Annotated in this window: 8 protein-coding genes; 1 reads left to right on the top strand and 7 read right to left on the bottom strand. The window is 71.5% G+C overall.

Going from position 1 to position 7,109, the window contains the following annotated elements:
* Nucleotides 1-178 precede the first annotated feature (178 nt).
* Complete coding sequence (locus ABZ215_RS21765) at nt 179-820, bottom strand: formylglycine-generating enzyme family protein (protein ID WP_237339407.1); 642 nt, start codon at nt 818-820, stop codon at nt 179-181.
* On the bottom strand, nt 817-1,698 hold the full coding sequence (locus ABZ215_RS21760; RefSeq protein WP_354951126.1) for an NmrA family NAD(P)-binding protein: 882 nt from the start codon (nt 1,696-1,698) through the stop codon (nt 817-819). Before ABZ215_RS21760 ends, ABZ215_RS21765 begins: the two co-directional genes overlap by 4 nt.
* A gap of 70 nt (nt 1,699-1,768) precedes the next feature.
* On the opposite strand from ABZ215_RS21760, the gene ABZ215_RS21755 reads away from it, so the two are divergent.
* On the top strand, nt 1,769-2,575 hold the full coding sequence (locus ABZ215_RS21755) for a LysR substrate-binding domain-containing protein (RefSeq protein WP_237339409.1): 807 nt from the start codon (nt 1,769-1,771) through the stop codon (nt 2,573-2,575).
* Here the strand turns inward: ABZ215_RS21755 and ABZ215_RS21750 are convergent, their stop codons facing one another.
* From ABZ215_RS21750 to ABZ215_RS21730, 5 genes are all read right to left on the bottom strand, one after another.
* A complete protein-coding gene (locus ABZ215_RS21750) occupies nt 2,576-4,189 on the bottom strand; it encodes an allantoin permease (protein WP_020422408.1) in 1,614 nt (537 codons plus the stop codon).
* Nucleotides 4,190-4,396: 207 nt separating this feature from the next.
* Nucleotides 4,397-5,638, bottom strand: coding sequence for an FAD-dependent oxidoreductase (locus ABZ215_RS21745; RefSeq protein WP_354951123.1), 1,242 nt, complete (start codon nt 5,636-5,638; stop codon nt 4,397-4,399).
* A complete protein-coding gene (locus ABZ215_RS21740; RefSeq protein WP_020422406.1) occupies nt 5,631-5,849 on the bottom strand; it encodes a ferredoxin in 219 nt (72 codons plus the stop codon). Before ABZ215_RS21740 ends, ABZ215_RS21745 begins: the two co-directional genes overlap by 8 nt.
* Entirely contained in the window at nt 5,846-6,436 is a 591-nt protein-coding gene (locus ABZ215_RS21735) for a ferric reductase-like transmembrane domain-containing protein (RefSeq protein ID WP_020422405.1), read from the bottom strand. Before ABZ215_RS21735 ends, ABZ215_RS21740 begins: the two co-directional genes overlap by 4 nt.
* A complete protein-coding gene (locus ABZ215_RS21730) occupies nt 6,433-7,068 on the bottom strand; it encodes a DUF4142 domain-containing protein (protein WP_020422404.1) in 636 nt (211 codons plus the stop codon). Before ABZ215_RS21730 ends, ABZ215_RS21735 begins: the two co-directional genes overlap by 4 nt.
* Between the last annotated feature and the right edge of the window lie 41 nt (nt 7,069-7,109).

Below are 7,109 nucleotides of genomic sequence, written 5' to 3'. Positions count from 1 at the left end.
CGGCAGCAACACCACCCGCGGCTCGTCGTGGAGGACGGTCAGCCCCGCGCCCCGCTCTGTCGGAGCTCGCCACCGGAAAAGGCCGGGCGGAGCGCGGCCGTTTCCACGGCGCAGGCCGGCCCCGGCTGCGCGGCGGGCGGCACCACGCTGGCGTAGACCAGCCGGACCCGCGCCGCGGTCAGCCGGAGCGGGTCACCCGGAAACCGACGTCGTCGCTGCGGAAGGACGGGTGGCTGCGCCGCCGGACGGAGGCTCGGCAGCTCCAGTGCTCGTCGAACCAGCCGCCGCCGCGCAGGACGCGATACGGGCCGTACACCTCGGCGTCGTAGACGTCCCAGCACCAGTCCCACGCGTTGCCGATCATGTCGTGCAACCCCCACGCGTTCGGGCGCTTCCCGCCGACCTCGTGGATCCGCTCGCCGGAATTCCCGCGGTGCCACGCGATCTCATCCAGGTCGCCGTACCGCGGGCCGTCCGTTCCAGCGCGGCAGGCGTGCTCCCACTCCGCCTCGGTGGGCAGGCGGTAGCCGTCCGCGGCCCGGTCCCACTCCACGTCATCCCCGAACGAGTACACTGGGGACAGTCCCTCGTGGACGGACAACGCGTTGCAGAACCGCACCGCGTCGGCCCACGTCACGCTCTCCACCGGCAGTTCAGAACCCCGGGAAGCGCTGGGACGCGAACCGGTCACCGCCGCGTACTGCGCCTGCGTCACCTGGTGCGCCGCCATCCGGAAGGGCGCCACCTCGACGGCCCAGCTGCGCTGCGTGCGCCGGTCGGACACCGTCACACTCCCGCCCGGAACGGCGATCATCTTCACCCAGCGGATGCTACCGCCGGCCGCAGAACCTCCTCGCACCACTGGCGCAACGTCGTCGGCGTGGTGGCTTCCGGCGTGCGCGGTTCCGCGTTGTCCAGGCCCGCGTTCTTGGCCGCAGCCATGTCGATCATGCCCTGCGCCATCGCCTCGGACCAGCCCCGCTGCCGCAGACCCGCCTTCAACGCCTCGGCCGAGAGCTGCTCGAACCGCACCGGCTTGCCCAGCACGTCCGACATGATCTCCGCCACCTCCAGGTAAGTGAGGTCCTCCGGCCCGAGCACCGGCACCTCGCCGTGGCCGCTCCACGAATCGTCGAGCAGCAGCCGGGCGGCGGCGTCGGCGATGTCCTTCGTCGCGCACAGTGGCCGCCGGTGGTCCGGGACGGCCATCTCGGCGAACACCCCGTCCCGCGCGATCGACGGCACCTGCCAGAGGAGGTTGTCCATGAAGGTCGGCATCGTCAGCGCCCGGTACCGGACGCCGGTGCTCGCGATCAGGTCGTCCATCGCCAGCGACGCCGACACGTGCCCGGCGTTGACCGCCACGCCGCGGCCGACGGCCGACACCCCGACCACCCGCAGGTCCCGGCCGCGGAACACCTCGCACGCGGGACGGGTGAAGTCCAGGAACGCGGCGTCCAGGCTTTCGGCGGAGTGGTTCGGCGGGAGGAGCCAGAAGACCGCGTCGGCGTCCGCGAACGCCTTGCCGACGGTCTCGGGGTCGCCGTGCGAGCCGATGACGACCTCGGCCTTCTCGCAGACCTCCGCGGTGAGCCGGGACGGGTCGCGCACGATGACGCGAACCGGCGCGTCCGCGGCGAGCAGGGATTCGGTGAGCTGCCGGCCGATGCGGCCGGTGGGTGCGGTTACCACGATCATGGGATCCACCCTCCGCCCGCACGGCGCCGATCGTCCAATACCTCTTCGCGGACATTGATACCCTTCCGGTATGGATCTGGATCTGCGCAAGCTGCGGTACTTCACCGCCGTCGCCGAGCACGGGCACTTCGGCCGCGCGGCCGAGCGGCTGCACATCGCGCAGCCGGTGCTGAGCAGGCAGATCCGCGCGCTGGAACGGGAACTGGGCTGCGAGCTGCTCGAGCGCACCACGCGTTCGGTGCGGCTGACGGCGGCCGGTGAGCAGCTGTACGCGGACGCGCCCGGCGTCCTGGCGGCGGCGGTGGCCGCGACGCGCCGGGCGTACGGCGCGGCGCGGGGTGCGCGGCGGCTGGTGCTCGGGTTCGCGCCAGGGCTCACCGTCTCGCCCGCGGTCCGGGCGTTCGCGCAGGCGCACCCGGGCGTCGAGGTCGAGCTGCTGCACCTCAACTGGTTCGAGCAGGCCGAGGCGATGCGTGACGGCCGCGCCGACGTCGGGTACCTGCGACAGCCGTTCGACCGCGCCGGCCTGAAGACCCTCCGCGTCGGCAGCGAGCCGAAGGTCGTGTGCCTGCCCGCCGCGCACCCGCTGGCCGCGCGGCGACGCGTCCGGCACGCCGACCTCGACGGCGAACACGTCATCGACGCGCAGACCAGGCGGATCAGCACGATCGAGGAGAAGCTGGAGCTCGTCGCGGCCGGTCTCGGCATCACGATGATCCCGCGCAGCGTGGCGCGCTACTACTCGCGGCCGGACGTGGTCCACCGGACCATCAGCGACGCCGAGGAGTTCGAAATCTGCCTCGCCGTCGCCGACGGGCACCGGCGCCCGCACCTGGAGGACTTCGTCGCGATCGCGGCGCGGGCCCTGTCCGGTTGACTATGCGGGCAGCACGTGCGCGCCCGTGCGGTCGGTGCTCAGGCACAGCGAGCAGATCGTGCCGCCGGCCGCGCTCGCCGTCATGTCCGGGCGCTCGTAGGGCTCGCCGCACACCACGCAGTCGTAGCGGGTGCCGCTCGGGTTGCCGTCGGCGTCCAGCAGCGGCTCGGTGATGCCGTCGTCCGTGCGGCGCAGGTAGTACCGGCCGCGGGTCAGGATCGCCACCAGCGGGGTCAGCACCACTGCGATCACCACCGCAACCAGCGGCGAGTACGGCTGTATCGCGTCCCCGAACAGTCCGAAGTAGACCGCGATGGACAGGGCCGACGAGGCCACGAAGGACACCACCCCGACCGGGTTGACCGCGTAGAGCATCCCGCGCCGGAACTCCGGCTGCTTCGGCGACAGCTTGAGCAGGTACTTGTTGACCCCGATGTCGGTGGCGACCGTGACGACCCACGCCATCGCGCAGTTGGAGTAGAAGCTGAGCACGTTGTTGAGGAAGCTGAACATGTTCGCCTCCATCAGGACCAGCGCGATCGCGAGGTTGACCAGCACGAAGACCAGGCGCCCCGGGTAGTGCTTGGTGACGCGGGTGAACGAGTTCGTCCACGCCAGCGACCCGGAGTAGGCGTTGGTGACGTTGATCTTCACCTGGCTGAGCACGACCAGCACGAGCGCCAGCGGGACGACCAGCCACGGCGGCATCATCTGCTTGAACACGCCGGTGAACTGCTCGATCGGCTCGACCGCGGCCGCCGCGCCGACGGCGTCGAGGACGTAGACCGCCATGAACACGCCGATCGCCTGCTTGACCGCGCCGAACAGCACCCAGCCGGGCCCGGCCAGCACGACCGACGTCCACCAGGCGCGCCGGTTCTCGGCCGTGCGCGGCGGCATGAAGCGCAGGTAGTCGATCTGCTCGCCGATCTGCCCCATCAGCGAGAGGCACACGCCCGCGCCGAGCATCACCGCCGCCGTGCTCAGGCCGGAACCGCCGGTGCCTTCGTGCGACAGCCAGCGCGACACCGAATCCGGGTCCTGGACGATGAGGAACACCAGCGGGGCGACCATCAGCAGCAGCCACAGCGGGTTGGTCCAGCTCTGCAGCTTCGCAAGCGCTTTCATGCCGTAGATCACCAGCGGGATGATGACCAAAGTGGACACCAGGTACCCCAGCCACAGCGGCAGGCCCAGCGCGTAGCGGAGGCCTTGCGCCATGATCGAGCCCTCGGTGGCGAAGAAGATGAACGTGAAGCTGGCGAAGATGACGCTGGTGATGACCGAGCCGTAGTAGCCGAAGCCGGAGCCGCGGGTGATGAGGTCGAGGTCGATGTTGTAGCGCGCGCCGTAGTAGGCCAGCGGGAAGCCGGTGACGAAGATGACGACCGCCGCCACGCCGATCGCGAGCAGGGCGTTGCCGGTGCCGTGCGTCAGGCCGATGCCCGCGCCGATCGAGAAGTCGGCCATGTAGGCGATGCCGCCGAGCGCCGAGGCGCCGACGACCGCCGGCGTCCACCGCCGGTAGGTCCGCGGCGCGAAGCGGAGGGTGTAGTCCTCCAGGGTTTCCTTGGTGGCCTGGCGCTGAACCGGTGGAGCCGTCGTCGCATCCATGACCGGCGACGCTAGGAAGCCGCTGTTGCCAACGGTTTGTCCCCCGGTGACGGCCAGGTTTCCCCGTGTTACCCGGCGATCCGCGGGTGCCTCCGGCGGAGCACCGGAGGCACCCGCAGCCGTTGGCCCGGCGGTGGCCGTTCCGTGGGGGAGTGCGGCAGCCGCTGACGCACCGACAGCCGTTCCGTGGGGGGAGTCCGGCGCCCGTTAACGTACCGACAGCCACTCCGCCGGGGAGTCCGGCACTCGCTCGGTGTCGGCGGGTTCGGGCGCCGGAACCGTCGCCGGGGCAGGCAGCCGGCGGTGCAGTTCCGCGGTCCAGTTCAGCATCGCCCGCGGGCGGTCCCACCCGGCGGCCCCGACGAGCTTCCCGCCGCGCACGAAACCCGTCACGCCCTGCGCGAGCTGCACCGTGTCGTCCGCCAGCGCGGGCATGCCGACCATCTGCAGCCGCGCGTCGTAGAGGCTCGACCACGCCCGCGGCATCGGCGTGAACGGCTGCGCGGCACGGCGGCCCGCCATCAGGTTCTCCGCCGCCGCGCGACCGGACTCCACCGCGTTGAGCCAGTGCTCGACCCGCCGCGGCACCTCGTCGAACCGCAGGTTGGGCCAGCACGCGACGTCCCCGGCGACCACGACGTCGTCCGCGTCGACGGCGAACAGCGTCGACTCGCACAGCACCCCGTCCTCGATCACCAGCCCGGAACCGCGCAGCCAGTCGACCGCGGGCACGCTGCCGATCGCCAGGATCACGCAACTGGCCACGACCAGCTTGTTGTTGGTCAGGTGCAGCCCGAACGCGTCCTTCGTCTCGATCCAGTGCCGCACCTCCGACCGCATCGCCAGGCTCGCGCGGTGCTTGAGCTGGATGTCGGTGACCGCTTCGGCGATGCGTGTGCCGAACCGGTGCAGCGGCGCCCGCGCGTGCCCGACCAGCGTCACGTCGCGGCCCATCTGCCGCATGCTCGCGGCGAACTCGCACCCGATCAGCCCGCTGCCGATCACCACGGCCGGCTTGTTGCTGGCCGCCAGCGCCTTCCGCACCGCGGCCGCGTCCTCGACCGTGCGCAGCACCCGCACCCGTGGATCGTGCCGCGGCGAACCGGGCAAATGCCGCGGCACCACCCCGGTCGCGATGACCAGCCCGTCGTACCACAGCTCCTCGCCGCCGGGCAGGTGCACGACGCGCTGCAGCGTGTCCAGGTGCGTCGCGCGGGTGCCCAGCCGCCAGTGCGCGTCGAGGTCGGTGTAGGTCTGCAACGTCGCGTCCGCCGGGCGGACCGTGCCCATCATCAGCTGCTTGGACACCATCGGCCGGTGGTAGGGCTTGCGCGCCTCGTCGCCGACGATCACCAGTTCGCCGTCGAAACCCAGTTCCCGCAACCGTTCCGCGGCACGCAGCCCGGCCACGCCCGCGCCCACGATCACGATCCGGTCGCCGTCACTCATCGGAGATCCCCTTGATCTGGATGGCCTGCATGGGGCAGCTGCGGGCGGCGGCGACCGCGGGCTCCCAGTCCTCGTCCGTCAGCCGGCTCCGGTACCGCAGCCGGCCGTTGCGCTCCAGCTCGAACAGTCCCGGCGCCTCCCACTGGCAGGTGCCGAACAGCTCGCACCGCTCGTTGTTCACGCTCACGCGTGGTCCCTTGCGCAGCTTCACACCAGCTCCTCGACCAGCCCGATGCGCTCCAGGACCCGCGCGGGCAGGAACCGCAGCACGGCCAGCGTCACCGTGGGCACCAGCAGCGTGATCCCGCCGAGCCACAGCAGCGCGAGGTGCCCGTTGGCGATCGCGCCGAAGAACGAGTGCAACGCGGTCAGCGCGACCGCCGGGTAGGCCAGCCGGTGCACCCACAGCCAGCGGCGGTAGGCGGTGTAGCGCTGCAGGCCCGCGGTGAGCGCGACGGCGAGCATCAGCTCGATGCCGATGATGCCGAAGCTGTGCCGCGCCAGCCCGGTCAGCGGCACGGTCAGCTGCGCCACGGTGAACGCGCCGCTGGTCAGGAACAGGAACGACAGGGCGTGGATCGCGCCGAAGGCCAGCGCCAGCGTGGCCAGCGCGATGTGCCCGCTGCGCAGCGCTTTCCGGCCGGTGATGTTGCGGACCCAGCCGGTCGCGGTCAGCACGCCCCAGCACAGCGTCAGGCACATGAACGCGTATGCCAGCCGCGCGGAGAAGGCCGCGACACCGCGCAAACCGGTGTCGGCCGTCTGCTGCGCGAGCGGCATCAGGGACTCGAGTGTCACGTCTTGTCTCCAGCTTTCAGTCGTCTGGCGGGGTGGCGGATCAGCCACAGCACGAGCACCGTCGCTCCGCACAGCAGCGCGGCCAGCACGACGGTGGTGATGACGTCGGTGGCCGCCAGGTCGAGGGCCGCGCCCGCGGAGGCGGACGCCGTGCCGGATTGCGGCTGGGGCAGCTGCGTGTAGTCGACGAGGCCGGTGCTCTCCAGCAGCGTGATGTGCCGGAGCACCACCTGGTTCGCGGCGGCGGCGAACGCGCGGATCTCGTCGTCGCGGGTGTTCGCGCGCACCTGCGCGATGACGCCGAACACCACGCCGTGCGCCGCGCGCAGCCGGTTGGCGAAGACCCGCTCGAAGTCGGCGGCCGTCGGCGCGTCGCGCATCTCCACGAGCCAGCGCTGCTGGTCGGCCGTCGGCTGGTCGGGCAGGATCACGCCGCGCCGCTGGGCCAGGTCGCGCACCTGCACGTCGAGCCGCCCGTGGTCGACCATCAACGTCATGCCGACGTCCTTCACGTGCTCGTCGCGGGCGCGGGTGCGGGCCCAGTCGCCCGCGGGCATCTCCCACAGCCCGGCCTGCCGGACGCGGATCAGCAGATCGCGGTCGGCGGCGCTCAATTCGGTCTGCGCGGTCACATTCCGTGGTACGGCCAATTGGACGAACAACACGACCAGGA

Origin of the sequence: Amycolatopsis sp. NPDC006131 (genome assembly GCF_040614175.1) — a bacterium.
In the GTDB taxonomy this organism is placed as follows: domain Bacteria; phylum Actinomycetota; class Actinomycetes; order Mycobacteriales; family Pseudonocardiaceae; genus Amycolatopsis_E; species Amycolatopsis_E tucumanensis.
This window is presented reverse-complemented; position numbering and strand designations above follow the sequence as displayed.

What these genes read in the sequence shown, in the direction of transcription:
- ABZ215_RS21760 (WP_354951126.1), bottom strand. Translation starts at nt 1,698, where the DNA reads ATGATCGTGGTAACCGCACCCACCGGCCGCATCGGCCGGCAGCTCACC.
- ABZ215_RS21745 (WP_354951123.1), bottom strand. Translation starts at nt 5,638, where the DNA reads ATGAGTGACGGCGACCGGATCGTGATCGTGGGCGCGGGCGTGGCCGGG.
- ABZ215_RS21750 (WP_020422408.1), bottom strand. Translation starts at nt 4,189, where the DNA reads ATGGATGCGACGACGGCTCCACCGGTTCAGCGCCAGGCCACCAAGGAA.
- ABZ215_RS21755 (WP_237339409.1), top strand. Translation starts at nt 1,769, where the DNA reads ATGGATCTGGATCTGCGCAAGCTGCGGTACTTCACCGCCGTCGCCGAG.